The sequence below is a fragment of the Psychrobacter sp. 2Y5 genome (genome assembly GCF_051847375.1).
Taxonomy (GTDB): Bacteria; Pseudomonadota; Gammaproteobacteria; order Pseudomonadales; family Moraxellaceae; genus Psychrobacter.
Genome location: NZ_JBPYDA010000002.1, coordinates 370,944 through 387,880 on the forward strand (window position 1 = coordinate 370,944; position 16,937 = coordinate 387,880).

The 16,937-nt window shown below is 44.6% G+C and carries 16 protein-coding genes; 7 read left to right on the forward strand and 9 right to left on the reverse strand.

Annotation, left to right across the window (positions count from 1 at the left end):
* Positions 1–266: 266 nt before the first annotated feature.
* Complete coding sequence (locus tag ACS8E3_RS03430; RefSeq protein WP_439241236.1) at positions 267–1,028, forward strand: IclR family transcriptional regulator; 762 nt, start codon at positions 267–269, stop codon at positions 1,026–1,028.
* 67 nt (positions 1,029–1,095) lie between these two features.
* Here the strand turns inward: ACS8E3_RS03430 and mmsB are convergent, their stop codons facing one another.
* The 6 genes from mmsB to ACS8E3_RS03460 form a co-directional block, all read right to left on the reverse strand.
* On the reverse strand, positions 1,096–2,064 hold the full coding sequence (gene mmsB, locus ACS8E3_RS03435) for a 3-hydroxyisobutyrate dehydrogenase (protein ID WP_439241238.1): 969 nt from the start codon (positions 2,062–2,064) through the stop codon (positions 1,096–1,098).
* A 73-nt stretch (positions 2,065–2,137) separates the two neighbouring features.
* On the reverse strand, positions 2,138–3,379 hold the full coding sequence (locus tag ACS8E3_RS03440; protein WP_439241240.1) for an enoyl-CoA hydratase/isomerase family protein: 1,242 nt from the start codon (positions 3,377–3,379) through the stop codon (positions 2,138–2,140).
* Between the two features lie 53 nt (positions 3,380–3,432).
* Positions 3,433–4,593, reverse strand: a complete 1,161-nt coding sequence (locus tag ACS8E3_RS03445; RefSeq protein ID WP_439241242.1) for an acyl-CoA dehydrogenase family protein — start codon at positions 4,591–4,593, stop codon at positions 3,433–3,435.
* Positions 4,594–4,627: 34 nt separating this feature from the next.
* Positions 4,628–6,115 (reverse strand): CoA-acylating methylmalonate-semialdehyde dehydrogenase, encoded by a 1,488-nt coding sequence (locus tag ACS8E3_RS03450; protein WP_439241244.1) that lies wholly within the window; start codon positions 6,113–6,115, stop codon positions 4,628–4,630.
* A 258-nt stretch (positions 6,116–6,373) separates the two neighbouring features.
* On the reverse strand, positions 6,374–8,044 hold the full coding sequence (locus tag ACS8E3_RS03455; RefSeq protein WP_439241246.1) for a fatty acid--CoA ligase: 1,671 nt from the start codon (positions 8,042–8,044) through the stop codon (positions 6,374–6,376).
* Positions 8,045–8,252: 208 nt separating this feature from the next.
* Positions 8,253–9,470: an MFS transporter gene (locus ACS8E3_RS03460; RefSeq protein ID WP_439241248.1), complete on the reverse strand. Its 1,218-nt coding sequence runs from the start codon at positions 9,468–9,470 to the stop codon at positions 8,253–8,255.
* 418 nt (positions 9,471–9,888) lie between these two features.
* Between ACS8E3_RS03460 and ACS8E3_RS03465 the strand changes: the two genes are divergently transcribed.
* The 4 genes from ACS8E3_RS03465 to ACS8E3_RS03480 all read left to right on the forward strand — a co-directional run bounded on the left by ACS8E3_RS03465 (position 9,889) and on the right by ACS8E3_RS03480 (position 12,902).
* Complete coding sequence (locus tag ACS8E3_RS03465) at positions 9,889–10,791, forward strand: dienelactone hydrolase family protein (protein WP_439241250.1); 903 nt, start codon at positions 9,889–9,891, stop codon at positions 10,789–10,791.
* A gap of 180 nt (positions 10,792–10,971) precedes the next feature.
* Entirely contained in the window at positions 10,972–11,718 is a 747-nt protein-coding gene (locus tag ACS8E3_RS03470; RefSeq protein ID WP_439241252.1) for a hypothetical protein, read from the forward strand.
* Between the two features lie 73 nt (positions 11,719–11,791).
* On the forward strand, positions 11,792–12,535 hold the full coding sequence (locus ACS8E3_RS03475; protein ID WP_439241254.1) for a hypothetical protein: 744 nt from the start codon (positions 11,792–11,794) through the stop codon (positions 12,533–12,535).
* Between the two features lie 55 nt (positions 12,536–12,590).
* Positions 12,591–12,902 (forward strand): DUF1244 domain-containing protein, encoded by a 312-nt coding sequence (locus ACS8E3_RS03480; protein ID WP_439241256.1) that lies wholly within the window; start codon positions 12,591–12,593, stop codon positions 12,900–12,902.
* Positions 12,903–12,966: 64 nt separating this feature from the next.
* On the opposite strand, the gene ACS8E3_RS03485 is transcribed toward ACS8E3_RS03480, so the two are convergent.
* Positions 12,967–13,410 carry an SRPBCC family protein gene (locus ACS8E3_RS03485; RefSeq protein WP_439241258.1) on the reverse strand — a complete coding sequence of 148 codons (444 nt, stop codon included), beginning with the start codon at positions 13,408–13,410 and terminating at the stop codon, positions 12,967–12,969.
* Positions 13,411–13,718: 308 nt separating this feature from the next.
* Here ACS8E3_RS03485 and ACS8E3_RS03490 point away from each other — a divergent pair, with 308 nt between their 5' ends.
* Positions 13,719–14,465: a hypothetical protein gene (locus ACS8E3_RS03490; protein WP_439241260.1), complete on the forward strand. Its 747-nt coding sequence runs from the start codon at positions 13,719–13,721 to the stop codon at positions 14,463–14,465.
* Between the two features lie 107 nt (positions 14,466–14,572).
* Here the strand turns inward: ACS8E3_RS03490 and ACS8E3_RS03495 are convergent, their stop codons facing one another.
* A complete protein-coding gene (locus ACS8E3_RS03495; protein ID WP_439241262.1) occupies positions 14,573–15,091 on the reverse strand; it encodes an Rrf2 family transcriptional regulator in 519 nt (172 codons plus the stop codon).
* Positions 15,092–15,123: 32 nt separating this feature from the next.
* Positions 15,124–16,359: an NnrS family protein gene (locus ACS8E3_RS03500; RefSeq protein ID WP_439241264.1), complete on the reverse strand. Its 1,236-nt coding sequence runs from the start codon at positions 16,357–16,359 to the stop codon at positions 15,124–15,126.
* Between the two features lie 252 nt (positions 16,360–16,611).
* On the opposite strand from ACS8E3_RS03500, the gene ACS8E3_RS03505 reads away from it, so the two are divergent.
* A complete protein-coding gene (locus tag ACS8E3_RS03505; protein ID WP_439241267.1) occupies positions 16,612–16,842 on the forward strand; it encodes a hypothetical protein in 231 nt (76 codons plus the stop codon).
* The last annotated feature ends 95 nt before the right edge of the window (positions 16,843–16,937 follow it).

Below are 16,937 nucleotides of genomic sequence, written 5' to 3' on the forward strand. Positions count from 1 at the left end.
CATATCTAAGTAACTGAATGCTATTTTGGCTTATTATGAGATTTTAAACAGTGTAGCTTATATAACTAATTACTACTGTTTGTTGTGTTATGTGAAATGATGTATCTTAGCGAACCTTACATACAAAAAGAGTAGTACAGCTTATTGCTGATATCCTGCCTGAATGATGAAAATAGTAAGCCCTACTTCTCTAGAATGGATATGTTAGCGAGTTTCCTGATTAGCAAACGCATGAATGATCAACCCTTAACTATCGAGCCAATATTATGCCTAAAGTATCGTCTATTACTCGTGTATTAGAGATTATAGAAGCAGTGTCTTATGCCCAAAGGCCACTCTCACCCCTTGAGCTGTCAAAGGATCTAGACATTCCAAAACCAACTATCCATCGGTTGATACAGACTTTGGTAGAAGAAGGATTTGTAGGAGTGGATATAGGAGGCGGAATAATACCAGGAAAGCGAGTACGTAATTTGAGTATAGAGCTGTGGCAACAAAAGCAATTCTTTCATGAGCGACAATTGATACTGCAAGGATTGGTTGATGATATAAAGGAAAGCTGCGGTATCGCCGTGCCGCATGAGATGAGCATGCTATATACCAATCGCGTACAGACTGATCTGCCTATCCAGATCTACTTACCAGCCGGCTCTCAATCGCCGATGTGGTGTACCGCAACGGGTAAGCTATATCTCAGTCTTCTGCCCGCGCAAACCCGCACTAAGATGCTGCGCCAGCTCTCACTCAATAGATTTACTGAAAATACCTTTACCGATGCTGATGCTTTAAATGCTGAATTAGACGCTATCGCTGAGTCAGGCGTGGGCATAGATAATGAAGAGTTCATCTCTGAGACCTTATCAGTAGCCGTGCCTATCCTTGATAAAGAATCACGCTATCTTGCATCCCTCTTCGTGAATGCGCCTACTATCCGCGTCTCTTTAGAGAAGTTACAGACTCATGTACCGAGACTTAGAGTCGCCGCGCAGGATATCCAAACACTGTGTTATGAGTTTGAAATGAAATAACCAGCGGATTTGGCTCTAAATCTATAACTTTACTAAGACAGATGTTTTTGGTTCCCTTTACAAGCTATTAAGGCAGTACTGATTTGTCATGGATAGCCATAATGCTCGAAAAATCCTTATCACCATGCTCGCTAGTATGAGCGCTATAAAGCTGCGCTGCTCGTTGTGCCATTGGCGTGTCGACCTGAGTCTCTTTTGCAGTTTGCAGCGCAAGATTCAGATCTTTTTGCATAAGCTTACTCATAAAGCCGCCTTGATAGCGATTGCTAGAGGGGACATTGTCCATCACTTGCGGATAAGGGTTGTAGACCTCTAGTGTCCAATTACGCCCTGAGCTTTGCAGCATAATATCCGATAGTACTTTGGCGTCTAAGCCATTCTTGACGCCGAGATTTATCGCCTCTGCCGTGCCTGTCATTAAGATACCAAGCAGCATATTATTACAGATTTTGGCGACTTGTCCGGCGCCATTAGCGCCTGCATGAAAGATGTTCTTACCCATTGCGGCAAGGATAGGCTCTGCTTTAGCGAAAGCGTCAGCCTCACCTCCTACGATAAAAGTTAAGCTACCTGCTGTCGCCCCACCGGTGCCACCTGAGACTGGCGCATCCAAAAAGTCTATGCCAAGCGTGCTTGCCGCCTCTGCTACTTGCCGCGCGTCTGCAGCGGCAATAGTACTACTGTCGATGACTAACGTGTCTTTAGAAAGATGGGATAACAGTCCTTGTTCACCGTTTGCTCCCTCTGCATCATTTTGGCTACTTCCTAAATACACCGATAGCACATGTTCGCCAGCGGGGAGCATACTAATCACCACTTGCGCATTGGCAGCCGCTTGCTTTGGGCTGTCAGCCACGCTAGCACCTGCTTGCTGTAGACGCTCAGTCGCAGCCGATGATAGATCATAAACGCTTAGAGCGTAGCCTGCTTTGAGTAGATTCTCTGCCATAGGCGCGCCCATATTACCGAGACCAATAAAGGCGATACTAGGCTTTATATCTTTAACGGAGTCGCTTGCGCTATCTGTGTTGTTCATTCCATCATTCCTTGATGTAATTATTTAGTAATGACTTATAGTCAATCCACTATAAGATAAATATAGTGCCACGCTAGCGGACGTGCTGCGAGCCTAAAGCATCGGCGGTAAGCCAATCTTGCAAAGGATGCTGATAAGGCGCATAAGGATTCTCAAAATGTGACTCGATATACGCCTGCCCCTCGGCGCTTAGGCAGTCAGCTAATGTGCGTGACCACTGCGGATTTTTATCTTTGTCAATGAGCAGTGCTCGCACCCCTTCTCTAAAGTCAGGATTGGCCGCGCAGTGTACGGCGACATTGGCTTCTAAATAGAGCACTTGCTCTAGTGATAAGGCGCTGACTTTATAATAAAGCTCGTAAGTCAAAGCGGCAGTTACTGGACAACCCTGACGATAAGTTGCTAGCGCTTTTTGTGTCCATTTATCGGCAGCAAAGTCAGCATCAATCTTAGCTAGAGCGTCATCGTTTTGTAGCAGATGATCAATTTCAGCCAGTCCGCCACTATTCATAAGCTTATTGATGGTTTGCCAATATTTGGCCAAATGACTCTCAGGCAGGTCAGTCGATGGCTGAGCCGCTAAAGCGCGGCTGGTAATACTCGGCAGCCTACTAGATCCCTGCTCTATCTCCGCTCGCCAATTAGCAGCTTTTAAGCGCTCAATGATAGCGTCATAGTCGCTACTTTCAACATGGTACTCAGCAAGGTTACCAATAATAGCGTCTCCAGCATTACACATAGCGCCGGTCAGACCCAAAAACAGACCTGTTTTGGCGGGCATACGCTGCAAGAACCAGCTCCCTGAAGCATCAGGAAACAGACCTATGGTAATCTCAGGCATCGCAAAGCGGGTACGCTCCGTGACGATACGATGGCTACAAGCCGCCATAAGCCCCATACCGCCGCCCATGATAATACCATCACCCCATAAAATCAGTGGCTTAGGATAAAAGTGCATTTGCCGATACAGGCGATACTCATGACCAAAAAACTCTGTTGCATAAGGGTTCGGTAATGGTGCGGACTCTGACATACTGTCATAAAGCTTACGGATATCTCCTCCGGCACAGAAAGCTTTATCGCCAGCGCCCTGAACAATAATGGCGACTATTTGGCTGTCCGTTTGCCAAGCTTCGAGCTGCTGTGATAACAGTTGACACATCTCAACGCTTAGAGCATTGAGCGACTTTGGGCTATTTAAAGTCATAATACCAAGCTGATGACCGCAATGCGTCTCTTCAATCTCGAAAAGTACTGCCGCTTCTTGTTTTAAAAAGGGAATTGTTGGGCTACTAACATTATCATTTGTGCTCATAAAACTACCTACGAAACTTTATAGAATTTAAAAACTGGCTGGAAAAACGGCTGCTAACGCAAAGAGCTAAGAGCGTCATCTTGCAACATCTGCCGGGATACGATGACGCGCATAATCTCATTAGTACCTTCTAGTATCTGATGCACGCGCAGATCTCGTACATGACGCTCAAGCGGATACTCATTGAGATAACCATAGCCGCCATGCAGCTGTAGCGCCTCATTAGCGACTTCAAAACTCAAATCGGTAGCTAAGCGTTTTGCCATGGCGCAATAAGTTGCCGCCTGCGGGTCGTCATTATCGACTTTGCTGGCAGCCAGATAGATCATCTGTCTTGCAGTAATGGTTTGCGTGAGCATATCGGCAAGCTTAAATTGAACTGATTGAAACCCTGCTATCGGCTTGCCAAACTGATTGCGATCTTTGACATACCCAGTTGCTGTTTCAAGCGCGGCCTGCGCTGTCCCTACCGCACAGATGCCAATATTAATACGGCCGCCGTTGAGGCCTTTCATGGCAATGCTAAAGCCTTGACCTTCAGCACCTAATAGGTTGGATGCAGGAACTTTGACATCCTTAAAGCTAATGGTACGGGTAGGCTGCGCTTTCCAGCCCATTTTATGCTCGTTTTTGCCATACTCAATGCCGTCGCTTTGCGCGTCGACTACAAAGGCAGAAACGCCCTTAGCACCTGTAGCACCTGTGCGCGCCATGACGACCAACACATCGGTAGACCCCGCTCCTGAGATAAAGGTTTTTTCGCCATTAAGGATATAATAATCGCCTTGTTTGTCCGCTTTAGTACGCAGCGATGCGGCGTCAGAGCCCGCATTAGGCTCCGTCAAACAATAGCTGCCTAACCAGTCGCCATTGACCATCTTCGGCAGATATTTTTGACAAAGCGCCTCATGGCCATACTCACCGATCATCCATGACACCATATTATGAATGCTCATATAAGAAGCCACAGCGGTGTCGCCCCAAGCTAGCGCTTCAAAAACCATGGCCGAATCTAATCGCGGCAGCCCTAGACCCTCAAAGTTGGGATTAGTATAGAGTCCTAAAAAGCCAAGCTCGCCTGATTTTTTTATCACCTCAATAGGAAAGTGCGAGCTGCGATCCCATTCAGCGGCGTTGGGTTTTAGCTCTTTTAATGCAAACTGACGAGCGCTGTGCTCGAAAGCCGTTTGATCATCGGTTAGTGAAAAATCCATGCCGTTATCCTTAAATAGTGAGGCAAAATGCAGCTTACATTGAGATGGTGGTATTCACTTTACCACGGCTCGCTTCATCATCGAACCAGCGCGCCGTGACGGTTTTGGTTTGGGTATAGAACTGCACGGCTTGCTTGCCATAAGGGCCTAAATCACCAAGTTTGCTCGCCCGTGAGCCTGAGAAAGAGAACATAGGTAGCGGTACAGGAATCGGCAAGTTAATCCCAATTTGACCGACCATCACGTCTTGCTGGAATTTATGCGCGGCGGCTCCTGACTGGGTAAAGATAGCGGTACCATTGCCATTTGGGTTGGCATTCAGTAGTTCTATCGCTTCATCCAAGCTATCGACTCGCATAATACAGAGCACAGGGCCGAAGATTTCTTGCTGATAGATTTGCATGTCGCTGGTGACATGATCAAAAATCGTCGGTCCAACGAAGTTACCTTTTTCAAATCCTTCGACCTTAATACTGCGACCATCCAATATCAAGCTAGCGCCTTCTTCGACGCCCGTATCGATTAAGTGCTCAACGCGAGCTTTTGCCGCGGGTGAGATGAGCGGGCCTAGATCTTTATCGTTCTTGCCAGCAGAGACTACTAAGGTTTCGGCTTTGGCTTTGATCTCATCAATCCACTCGCCTGCCGCGCCGACTAATACCACCACCGATAGCGCCATGCAGCGCTGTCCTGCCGCGCCAAAGGCAGCCCCTGCTAACTGGTTCAGCGTCTGCTCTTTATTGGCATCTGGCAAGATAACGCCATGGTTCTTAGCTCCCATCATGCACTGAGCACGTTTACCTGACTGGCTAGCACGCTCATAGACATGTTTGCCAACTGCGGTGGAGCCGACAAAAGACACGGCCTTGATATCAGGATGATCACAGATGGCATCGACGGTTGGTTTGCCACCATGGACGACGTTTAGCACCCCTTCTGGTACGCCCGCCTCAACGGCTAGCTCGACTAAGCGCATAGTGACCATAGGGTCTTGCTCGGAGGGTTTTAAGATAAAGGTATTACCCGTGGCGATAGCCATCGGAAACATCCAAAGTGGAATCATCGCAGGAAAGTTAAATGGCGTGATACCCGCACAAACCCCAAGAGGCTGCCAAATACTATAAGTATCGACATCTGAGGCGACGTTTTCGACAAAGTCTCCCATTTGTAAATTGGCAATACCAGCGGCATGTTCGACGACTTCTAAACCGCGAAAGACATCGCCGCGCGCATCGGCAATAGTTTTACCTTGCTCAGCGGTTAGGATTTGAGCCAACTCGTCCATATGCTCGCGAATGAGCGCTTGGTATCTCAAGAAAATACGTGCACGAGTAGTGATAGGCGTCTTGCGCCAAGTCTTAAAAGCGGCTTTTGCGGTGGCGACAGCTTCGTTAATCTCATCATTAGTAGTTTGCGGTACTCTAGCGATTACCTCTTGGGTCGCAGGATCCGTGATATCTATCCACTCGTCAGTTTTGGATTGGGTAAATTGACCATTGATGAGCTGTTTAACGTGATGCATAAGATATCCTTATCTTGTTTGAGTCATCAGAAAATAGGTGACAAAAATAGCTATTGAGGTTTTAGTGAGTAGCAGATTGAGAATTCGATGGTCATCGACTATAGCAATAATGTCAATTTAGGGTCAAGCGCTTTACAGCGACTCACTATTTGTAAATATACATTACTTGTTAAATTTAAAAGCCCATGAATACTCATGAGCTTTTTGACACTAATAAAGAACTTTGCAAAGGGTTAGTACTAACCTCTTGCAAGATGATTAGCTGTTATTCTGCTCGCTATACTCGTCACGCATGACTTTTTTATCATGTTTACCGACTGAGGTCTTAGGTAGATCATCCACGAATTGGAATTCACTAGGAATGCCGTATTTAGGAATGATGCCTTTGGTAACTGCTTGTTCAGCGACAGCCATGATGTCCTCAGCTGTCGTATCTTGATGACTAGGTTTGAGCACGATAAGTGCCACAGGGCGCTCGCCCCATTTTTTATCAGGAACGCCAATGACCGAGACATCTGCTACCGCTGGATGCAATGATAAAATAGTCTCAATCTCTAGTGATGATATCCACTCGCCGCCCGACTTAATGACGTCTTTGAGACGATCGGTAATTTTGAAATAGCCCTCTTTAGTCATATAAGCGATATCTTGGGTATGCATATAGCCATTTTCCCACAGCTCAGTACCGGCATCGTCGTTTTTAAAGTAGCTCTGCGTCAGCCAAGGCGCGCGTAGCACTAGCTCACCAGTGTTTTCTTTACCTGTGCCGACCGACTGGTTATCGGTATTCCACACTTGCGCATCGACCATCATCACAGGTTTGCCTGACATACAGCGGCGATTAATATCTTCATCAAGACTCATTTCAGGCTCATTGATAGTGAATTCAGTTAAGCCAATGAGCGGCGCGGTCTCTGACATTCCATAGCCGGTATACACTTCGATATCTTGCTCGAGAGCCGCTTTGGCTAAGCCTTCGGTCAATCGTGATCCGCCGATGATCATTTTTAGACCATTAAAGCTTTTACCGCGATCTTGGGCTTCTTTAAGCACCATTTGGAGTATCGTTGGTACGCAGTGGGTGATACTGACCTTTTCATTGATAATGAGATCGAGCAAAGTATCAGGTGCATAGCGGCCCGGATAAACTTGCTTGAGGCCTGTCATCGTCGCGGTGTAAGGAAAGCCCCACGCGTGCACATGGAACATCGGCGTCATCGGCATATAGACATCGCCATAGCTTACGCCTTGCTTGTCTGGAAGCATACCTAAGGTTGCCGCCTCCGCCATGCTATGCAGCACCAGTTGACGATGGCTAAAGAATACGCCTTTAGGGTTACCCGTAGTTCCTGAAGTATAAAAGGTGGTAGCAATGGTATTTTCATCAAAGTCTGGAAAATCAAACTCATCACTGGCGTCTGCTAATAACGCTTCGTACTCGCCTGTGACACGGCTTTGGTTATCACCAAATACCCCCTCGACTGTTGTACCATTATCATCAAGCCAGATAATATGCTCGATACTGGAGTTTTCGAACTGATAGTCTTTAACTAGAGGCGCAAATTCTGAATTGAGCATGAGTACTTTTGGTTTGGCATGATTGACGGTATACAGCACCTTTTCAGGAGACAGACGAATATTGACCGTTTGCAGCACATACTCAGACATCGGAATGGCAAAATAGGACTCAAGATAGCGATGACTATCCCAATCCATAACAGCGATGACATCACCTGCGTCTAAATTAAGACCGTCTAAGACATTGGCTAAGCGATTGACACGGGTAAAAAACTCGCTGTAAGTAAAGCGCTTTTTATCGGCATAAATGATCTCTTGATCCTGCGATACCGTCTTAGCACGGTTCAATAGCTGCTTGATAATCAGCGGATAATCGTAAGCAGATGGAGCGCTATGATAAGCATTTGACATAAATGAGCTTCCTTGTTATTTATAGTATTTGATGAGTTATAGGTAGGCTACTAGGCTCTTTTCAAACTCTGAAATGACCTCTTCGATGGTAGAAAAAATAATTTGTTATGTAAAGTAGGCTTGCGTAATTTAAGAATAACCTCATTCAAAAACTTAACTGCCTACTGCCGATGCTGCTTACTAGTGATAAGACTGACTCTATAATGAATTAAGCAGATTGTGATTTGGTTTTTATCATGCCGAAACTTGCGATAAGTAACGCTAAAACTTGCACTAACAGTAATATCCATACGGTAAATTGCCATTCACCATAAGCATAGGCCAAGCCACAAAGCCAAGCCCCTAGCGTGCCACCTGCATAATAGAACATATAATACAGCCCTGAGGCGAGCGAGCGGCCTTGTTTGACATTGACCGCGATATAGCTGATGGTCGCCGACTGCGTGACAAACACCCCTGAAGACATAACCCCAAGGCCTATAACAATCAGCCATAACGGTGTCGCTAGCGTCAACAACACCCCAAGCATCGAGATAATGACTGCAACGATAATCGTGCGCGCTGAGCCAAAGCGGCGCAGTAGAATAGTCGATAATGGCGTAATAACTACCCCTATCAAATAGACGGCAAAAATATTAGCTAGAGCGCCAGTACCTAGACTATAAGGGGTCTCGGCTAAATATAGATTGATAAAGGTAAAGCAGCCTACCAGTGAAAACAGCACACAAGCGCCAAGCAAGCAGGCGGTGACCACATAGCGATTGACCAGATGCGAGCCAAGCGTTTTTATAGCGGAGCGAAAATTAGGGTTGGCCTCGAAATGCTTCGAGCTAGGCAGCGTTTTTGCCACCCACAGTGCACTAATCAACGTCAACGCCGCTAGTACATAGTAAGCCTGACGCCAACCAAAAAACTCATGCAAATGACCCAGTAAAAACCGGCCCATAAAGCCGCCGAGCACGCAGCCTGAGACATAAAAAGACATCAGCCCGGTCACGCTTTGCCCTTCAAACTCCTCACCGATATAAGCAATAATGACCACGGTAATACCTGGAACTGACAAGCCTTGTATAAAACGCCATAGCCCTATCCATTCGATAGTCGTGCTCTGAGCAATCAGCGCAGTAGGCAGGGTCAAAAATAGCAAGGCACCGACAACAAACGACTTGCGCCCTACTGCGTCCGACAGCATACCTAAAAATGGCGACATAATAGCGATGGCTAAGATAGTGGCGCCAACGACCATGCCCGCTTGCACCTCAGTGGCAGAAAAATCTGTCACTAATACCGGTAGAATCGCTTGGATAGAATACACTTGCAAAAAAGCAAACATCCCAATCAAACCGATAGTCAGTTTGAGCACTAAAGAAGGTTTGTAGAACGAATCACTTTCGGAGGGTAAGCTTAGAGTATTATTTTTATTCACAAAATTCTGATTTGTTATGACGCTCTTCACAAGCGTGGTTAGAAAAGTAGATCTATTTTGACTAGTTTTGGCTAAGTATTTAGCCTAGCAAACAGATATTATGGTATCACGCTCCTAGGCGAAGCTAAGCGTTTATGTGTTATCGTTTTTTTAAGCTATAGCAAGTTCAGTATAAAAATAATATAGCGGGACTGGGATGCTTGCTTTTAAATATCAGTTACGTAGCCGCTGTCTGCGCAGGCACAGTACGCCAGAAAAATTTATACGTCCCAAACTCTTCTTTTAACAAGAATTCTTCATTATGACCATTGAGCCTACAAACGCTAACTCCATAAGCGTCAAATTCGCAAAAACGATAAGATTAAACATAGTTGTCGCTCTCATAGCATCATTAGTTTCTGTAACGACGATGGCTGACATGACTATCACTGAAGAACAAGTCGTGCGAGCCAATGAGAGTGTTAAGGTATCAGCAAAATCAATAAAGAAACCAAGTATCCCTTCTTCTCTAACCTTGCCTTTGGCGACCGCTACCAACTGTATTGCTGACAGTGATATTACCGTTGATAATTTATCGCAGGCGCAGAGCAATGGCCCCTTCACTATCAGTAGCAAAGACATACCACGCCAATCCGCTACAGGTTTTGGTGGCGGTACTATTCACTATCCGATTAATGCCAGCGGCTGCGGCTTGCTTGCCGCCATCGCAGTAGTGCCAGGCTTCGTCTCATATGAATCGTCAATCAAATGGCTAGGGCCAAGATTGGCCTCTTGGGGCTTTGTCGTCATGACCATCAATACCAACTCTATCTATGACAATCCTGATAGCCGCGCCGAACAACTCAGCGCAGCTTTAGATACCATCATCAGCGATAACAGCGTAGGCCCGATAGTAGATCCCAATCGATTAGGCGCTATTGGCTGGTCTATGGGCGGCGGCGGTGCACTGAAACTAGCTACTGTCCGCAAAGAGGTTCGCGCTATCGTGCCCTTAGCGCCTTATCATGACCAAGACTACGGCGAGGTGAGTACGCCAACCTTAGTCATCGCTTGCGAATTTGATCGTATCGCCCGTAATAAAAAATATGGCAGTGTTTTTTATGATAAAGCTATAGGCCCGAAAATGAAGGTCGAGGTCAACAATGCTAGCCACTTTTGTCCAAGCTACCGCTTTAATGAGATCCTGCTAAGCAAACCAATTATCGCTTGGATGCAGCGCTATATTAACGAAGACAAACGCTTTGATAAATTTTTATGTGACAATGAAAATTATAGCGATAGCTCACGCATCTCAAGCTATGACCATGCTAACTGTCTGTAAGCCTTGTATAGTAATGGTGAAAAATACTGCAATGGCTCATCGGTTTCAGTATGATTAACCTCACTTTATGACTAATAAAAACGAGCTTTAGAACCTAGTTGTATAAGCAGTATTCTACAGCCACTGTTTCTACAACTGCTGTTTTTACAACTATTGTTTTTGGGCTGAGGATTATAATAAATGAAAGATCAACTACACGACTTAAGTCACGGCTTTTGGAATATTCGCGGCTCCTTTGTCAGAGACGAGATGATCGATATTGGCAATCAATCGGCACTAGTACGATTAGCTTCTGGTAAATTTATCCTACTAGACAGCTATACGCTGACCGATAAAGTTAGAGAACAAGTCATGGCTCTGACTAACGATGGCGAAGATATCGAAGCGGTGCTCAATGTCCATCCCTTTCATACTGTACACTGTGCCCGCGTCGCCCAAGACTTCCCGCACGCTACCTTTTATGGCAGCGCCCGCCATCATAAGCAAGTACCAGAGGTCGATTGGAGTGAGGATTATGTAGAGAGCGACGCGGTAGCCAAGCGCTACCCTGAGCTTGAGTTCTCATTACCAAAAGGTATTGACTACATATCCCCTGACGATTCGGTACACTCAGGCTCGCTATTGGTTTATCACCCTGCCAGCCAAAGTCTCTATGTCGATGACACCTTCGAGATTGCGCCATCTAAATTATTTAACGAGGTACAAGCCGATATTAACTTGCATGCCACTACCTTAAAAGCGCTAAAAGACGAGCCAAATGCTGGTCAAGACTATTGTGATTGGGCCATCAAGCTTGCCCATGAGTGGCAAGATGTGCGCTATTTTTGCGGAGCACATTCAGGATTGGTAGTGTTTGAAACTGGCGAGTTTGCAGAAAAACTAACAGCAACTATTAATAAAGCTCGCTCGACTTTAGAAGCAGATTAATTTGCAAACTACTTATTTGACAGTATTAAACGGTATATCATTGACTTAAACAATTACTAATTAGGAGAAATAAATGTCAGAAAATATTCATGATTTAGGCTCAGGGTTTTGGAATATACGCGGTGAATTTCGTCTTGGCGGTGTCATCAATATTGGTACGCAGTGCTCGCTAGTCAAATTAGAATCAGGCAAGTTTATCTTTTTAGACAGCTATAAGCTTACCGGTGAAGTGCGCGATAAAGTGATGGCATTGACTAATAACGGTCAAGATGTAGAAGCGGTACTTAATGTGCATCCGTTTCATACTATTCACTGCGCGCAGATGGCTCGAGACTTTCCACAGGCGACCTTTTATGGCAGTGCTCGCCACGCCAAAAAAGTCCCTGAGGTTGAGTGGAGCGAGGATTTGGTTGAAAGCCAAGCGGTCGCTGAGCGTTATGCTGAGCTTGAATTTTCTATGTCACAAGGCATCGATTATATTCATGCTAATGAGATGATTCACGCCGGCTCCTTATTGGCTTATCATCCTGCTAGTAAAAGTCTGCACGTCGATGATACTTTTATGAGTCCGCCAACTAAGCTACTAGGTAAAGTGTTGCCAGAGATAATGCTACACCCTACTACCAAAAAAGCCCTTAAAGACGAGCCAAATGCAGGCAAAAAATATTGTGATTGGGCAACTAAGATCGCTCATGACTGGGACGTTCGCAACTTCTGTGCAGCGCACTCTTACTTAATTCGATTCAGAGAAGGTGAATTTGAAAAAGCTTTACTCAAGGCAGTGAATAAAGCTCGTCCTAAGCTTGAGAATACTTAGGTTAAGTTAAAGCTTCTCCCTTTATAAATACGCACCAAGGATTAGGAAAAACTTTATGGCAAAATTAGAATCCAACATCGAATTAGAAGCCGCGGCATTTCGTCGGTTATTAGCCCATTTAGACGAGCGTAAGGATGTACAAAATATTGAGCTGATGAACCTAGCTGACTTTTGTCGCAACTGTTTGTCCAAATGGTATAAAGCGGCTGGCGAGGAGCGTGGTATCGATATCGACTATGAAGACGCTCGTGAGCTTGTGTATGGGATGCCCTATGCTGAGTGGAAACAGAAGTATCAGCAAAAGGCTACCCCCGAGCAATTAGCGCGCTTTAATGAGCTTGAAGCGGCTAAAAATAAAGAGGATTAAGCTTACAATGAAGTCAGTATTAACTTAGGATTAATCTGAAGGCCGTTATCTTAGCGACTATTGTTTAGCGGCTTTCAATTGCTTTAAGTATACTGTTAAACCCTACTGTACCTTGTTTTTGCATTTTGCGATCAAGCAAGCGGCCAATCAACGGCAGTGGTATCACTAATCGACCTTCAGATATCCAAATCACCTGCGTAGTGCCATCTCCTAAATCTTTTAGATCAATGCTCCCTCTGTCGTGTTTCATTTTAACTGGCTTAGCTTTTTCAATTTTGTACTGCATATGAGTGGGACGCTCAAACGCAGTAATGCGCTCCCAAAATTTGACTGGTCCCGTTTGAATGGTTCGTAAAGCACCAATGCCATTACGCTCGTCATCGCCTTCAGTTACTAGTTTCGCCGTACCTACCGCCTTAAACGACCCATAACTGGCATGATCACTTATCGCTTCAAAAACCTCATTAATCGGTTTTTTTACAATGCGTTCTACTTTTATTTTAAACATGAGGCTATCTCGTTGGAGTTAAGTTTAAGACTATTTAAGTTATTTAGGTTAGTCATTCACTTTTATACCATAATGTTTAAGATAAAGCAGTCCCCTCATACACTATATCGCTATTTGTATAAAGTATCGTTTTTTGTATAACATTTAAGCTCGATATCTCTGATATTAGATAGAGAGACTAAATAATATTAAGCCCACAAGGGATAACAAAGCCTAACTATTAATTAAACTTGTCATCCCCTACCCTTATTTGCAGTGCTATAAAATTTGAAATAATTCACAATTATTAATAAATAAGGATGATGACAATGGCAGATGAAATCAAAGATTTAGGCGCAGGATTTTGGAATATACGCGGCTCTTTTAAAGTTGGCGGCGTTCTCGATGTCGGTGCGCAGTGCTCGCTAATCAAGCTAGCATCGGGCAAATTCATCTTTTTGGACAGCTATGAGCTAAAAGATGACGTTCGAGATACGGTGATGAAGCTAACGAATGACGGTCAAGACGTCGAAGCAGTATTAAACGTGCATCCTTTTCATACCGTACACTGCGAACAGATGGCAAAGGACTTCCCGCAAGCAACCTTCTATGGCAGTCGCCGTCATCCTGAGCAAGCGCCAAATGTAGATTGGTCAGACGATTTGGTTGAGAGCGAAGCGGTCGCTAAGCGCTATCCTGAGTTGGAATTCTCTATGCCAAAAGGCATCTATTACATTGCGCCTGATGATTCAGTACACGCCGGTTCGCTATTGGTCTACCATCCAGCGAGCAAAAGCTTGCACGTCGATGACACTTTTATGACCCCACCAATCAAGCTCCTAGATGCGGTACTACCCGAAGTGTTATTACAACCCGATACCAAAAAAGCGCTTAAAGATGAGCCTGATGCGGCTAAACAGTATTGTGATTGGGCCACGCAATTGGCTCAAGATTGGGATGTGCGAAACTTCTGCGCCGCACATACGCATTTAGTCAAATTTGAGCAAGGTCAATTTAAAGAGACATTATTAAAAACGATTGATAGTGCCCGTCCTAAGCTTGAAAAAGCGCAGTAGCTTAGAGCGCTAAAACCTTAAAGCACTTGAAAATAGAATTACATTTTAGGTTGCCTGTTGGCAGCCTTTTTTGTGTGGCTTAATAAGCTCGTAAAATCTGTCACAACCTAAGATAACAAAGCCGCTAACTCCACCTTGTTATTAATAATATCGGCTAAAGTATAGCCCTCTAAAACGCTAACAAAGGCAGTCAGTGCCTCAAAAAAAACGCCTTTCAATCGGCAAGCAGGACTGATGACGCAGCCTTGTTTTGTAAGTGATGAGGACTCGTTAGCCGTCTCATCAATCAAGGTTATCGGTAACCCTTGTTGCTCGGTGTTATCAACCTTAGGTACGGTTGCCGCAAAGCATTCTACCAACGCAAAATCAGGCTCTATTTGCTTGATTAGTATGCCTAAATTAATACTCTCAGGCGATTTAGCTAACCTGATACCGCCATTTTTACCGCGAATCGTCTCTATATAGCCAAGCTGGCCCAACTGATGAATAATCTTTGTCAAATGACTTTTGGATATCTGATAGCTATTAGCGATATCACTGATATTGGCCAAAGCTTGCGGTTCGGGCTTTACTGCTAGATAAATTAAGGAGCGCAGCGCGTAATCACTATAATTGGTCAATTTCATGGGCAAGCGCTCCTTTGGGTAGTAATCAAAATTTAGCCAAACAAACCATCTGGTCTAGGCTTGGATAGCATCGGTAAGTAGCTGATGCAAAATAGTATAAAGCAGCCGATCCAAGCGCCTTGCGCAATCATAACCCATAATAAGTAATGCTCAGTAGCGATGATAGGTAAAAAGATGCGGCTGACAAATACTAACACCATTAGCGCTAACATCGCATTCACACTCTTTGGTGGCTGATGAATATTGCGCCCCGTATGCCCAAGCGATACTCGTGCCATCATCGCCAACGTCATCATACCAACACCAGCGATAGATAAGGCGTGTACGGCAATGCTATGGCTAAAGCCAAGCCAAGGCTGTAGTGCATACAATAGAAAGCTTAGACACATGCCCAAAAACGCAAGATATAGCGACCATAATAGCGGCTTTTGCCAGATACCGCGATGATACCAACCAGCTAAGCGTACGATATTAATTAGGGCAACCCCTAGAGCGGCGATAGTGAGCAGATATTTATTCGAATAAAATAGATCGACTATAAAAAAGGCTAAGAAAAAAGCTAAGCTTAGAATATCCTGCCATTTGCTATTGCGTACTTTGATAACAATACCGTCATGGGCCAGTCCACGCTCGATAAAGAACGGCACCACTCGCCGGCCTATGGTCAATACGAGCCCTATAACCAGATAAAACCCTAGATAGACGCCTATCTTAGTGATAGTCATATCACTAGTAAAGATGCCCCAATAGCATAGCCCATTACCTAACGTTAGTAGCGCAAGCTTTGCCAGAATCCCCATCTGCTTATACTGCTTAACTTGCAAGACCGCTCGAAAAACCACAATGGCCATCAGACCAACAAATAGCATATCAAATATAGCCGCTAGGTATAATAAGCTTGAGCCACCACCAAAATCAAACCCTAAACCAAAAGCAAGCCAGCTTAAGCGTGCGATCAACCAACAGCTAAAAATAGCTAGCAGCTTGTAGCCATAAGGCATCTTAACCCCAGTCCAAGTCTGCACGGCGGTCAATAAAAACCCTGCGACCACCGCCAAGGCATAACCATAAATCATCTCATGACCATGCCAATATAACGGATTCAAAGTCTGTGCGTCGATATCGGTATGTCCAGTAAAAACCAATACCCATAAAGTCATTACTACTACTGCAAAAACTGCCGCGCCGCTAAAGAAAATGCGAAAGCTGAGATTAAGGATAGGATGCGGTGAGCTTGGTGGCTGCGTTGGTAACTTAATTGATTGCATAGCGTTCAGCTTATTATTAGTGTTTGACTTAAAGGATAATTAATAAAGATTCATTTTAAATGAATGTTATAATTTATTCAATATCAAATTATCCGTTACCGTCAAAATGGTAACTCCTGCTAGCTCTTTCGACTTAAGGCTATCAAAGCATGTTTAACAAATCATCAGCGTTATACCACTGATAGACATTGACTCTATATGTGCGGACTGATTAAATGATCGAAGAGCAATAATTATAATTAGGAAAATATTATGAGCGAAGACAATGCCGCCACTGAAAAACGTAAAATCATCAATAGATTTTTGACTCAGCTGACCCGCGAAGAGCCGCAAATGTACTATGCCTCTACCGCTGAGATTTCCCGCAGTATTTATACTTTGATTAAAGAGCACACCAATCGTTTAAGCGTAGAAGAGCAAGCTTTAGTTAGGAATATCAGCGTAGAAGAGATACAGTCCATTTTGGGCTTTAACTTAAAGTAGCAGGTTCATCATTAAGATAAATAATTGTAGGCTGTGAACTCATAAAATATATATTATTAAGAAAAAAGACTGCTCTAGGGCAGTCTTTTTGTTAG

What these genes read in the sequence shown, in the direction of transcription:
- ACS8E3_RS03430 (WP_439241236.1), top strand. Translation starts at nt 267, where the DNA reads ATGCCTAAAGTATCGTCTATTACTCGTGTATTAGAGATTATAGAAGCA.
- mmsB (WP_439241238.1), bottom strand. Translation starts at nt 2,064, where the DNA reads ATGAACAACACAGATAGCGCAAGCGACTCCGTTAAAGATATAAAGCCT.
- ACS8E3_RS03440 (WP_439241240.1), bottom strand. Translation starts at nt 3,379, where the DNA reads ATGAGCACAAATGATAATGTTAGTAGCCCAACAATTCCCTTTTTAAAA.
- ACS8E3_RS03445 (WP_439241242.1), bottom strand. Translation starts at nt 4,593, where the DNA reads ATGGATTTTTCACTAACCGATGATCAAACGGCTTTCGAGCACAGCGCT.
- ACS8E3_RS03450 (WP_439241244.1), bottom strand. Translation starts at nt 6,115, where the DNA reads ATGCATCACGTTAAACAGCTCATCAATGGTCAATTTACCCAATCCAAA.
- ACS8E3_RS03455 (WP_439241246.1), bottom strand. Translation starts at nt 8,044, where the DNA reads ATGTCAAATGCTTATCATAGCGCTCCATCTGCTTACGATTATCCGCTG.
- ACS8E3_RS03465 (WP_439241250.1), top strand. Translation starts at nt 9,889, where the DNA reads ATGACTATCACTGAAGAACAAGTCGTGCGAGCCAATGAGAGTGTTAAG.
- ACS8E3_RS03470 (WP_439241252.1), top strand. Translation starts at nt 10,972, where the DNA reads ATGAAAGATCAACTACACGACTTAAGTCACGGCTTTTGGAATATTCGC.
- ACS8E3_RS03475 (WP_439241254.1), top strand. Translation starts at nt 11,792, where the DNA reads ATGTCAGAAAATATTCATGATTTAGGCTCAGGGTTTTGGAATATACGC.
- ACS8E3_RS03480 (WP_439241256.1), top strand. Translation starts at nt 12,591, where the DNA reads ATGGCAAAATTAGAATCCAACATCGAATTAGAAGCCGCGGCATTTCGT.
- ACS8E3_RS03485 (WP_439241258.1), bottom strand. Translation starts at nt 13,410, where the DNA reads ATGTTTAAAATAAAAGTAGAACGCATTGTAAAAAAACCGATTAATGAG.
- ACS8E3_RS03490 (WP_439241260.1), top strand. Translation starts at nt 13,719, where the DNA reads ATGGCAGATGAAATCAAAGATTTAGGCGCAGGATTTTGGAATATACGC.
- ACS8E3_RS03495 (WP_439241262.1), bottom strand. Translation starts at nt 15,091, where the DNA reads ATGAAATTGACCAATTATAGTGATTACGCGCTGCGCTCCTTAATTTAT.
- ACS8E3_RS03500 (WP_439241264.1), bottom strand. Translation starts at nt 16,359, where the DNA reads ATGCAATCAATTAAGTTACCAACGCAGCCACCAAGCTCACCGCATCCT.
- ACS8E3_RS03505 (WP_439241267.1), top strand. Translation starts at nt 16,612, where the DNA reads ATGAGCGAAGACAATGCCGCCACTGAAAAACGTAAAATCATCAATAGA.